The organism is Rhizobium sp. SVR5-2C (assembly GCF_056755115.1).
The window spans coordinates 1-213 of record NZ_JBNDHT010000723.1; the positions used below are offsets into that span (position 1 = coordinate 1).

General features: G+C 73.2%; 1 pseudogene. It reads right to left on the minus strand.

Annotation, left to right across the window (positions count from 1 at the left end):
* A pseudogene (locus ACPYOI_RS37435) lies at nucleotides 1-79 on the minus strand (CsbD family protein); the annotation flags it as partial.
* Nucleotides 80-213 lie beyond the last annotated feature (134 nt).

A 213-nucleotide genomic window follows, 5' to 3' on the forward strand; every position in this document is an offset into this window, starting at 1 on the left:
CGCCTTTGACTGCGTCCTTAGTTTTGCCCTTGGCGACCTGGGCCTTGCCCTTGCCTTCCTGCGCCGCGCCCTTAGCCCTGTCTCTTATACACATCTCCGAGCCCACGAGACGCGTAGTAATCTGGGGGGGGGGGGGTTTTTTTGGGGGGGGGGGGGGGGGGGGGGGGGGGGGGGGGGGGGGGGGGGGGGGGGGGGGGGGGGGGGGGGGGGGGG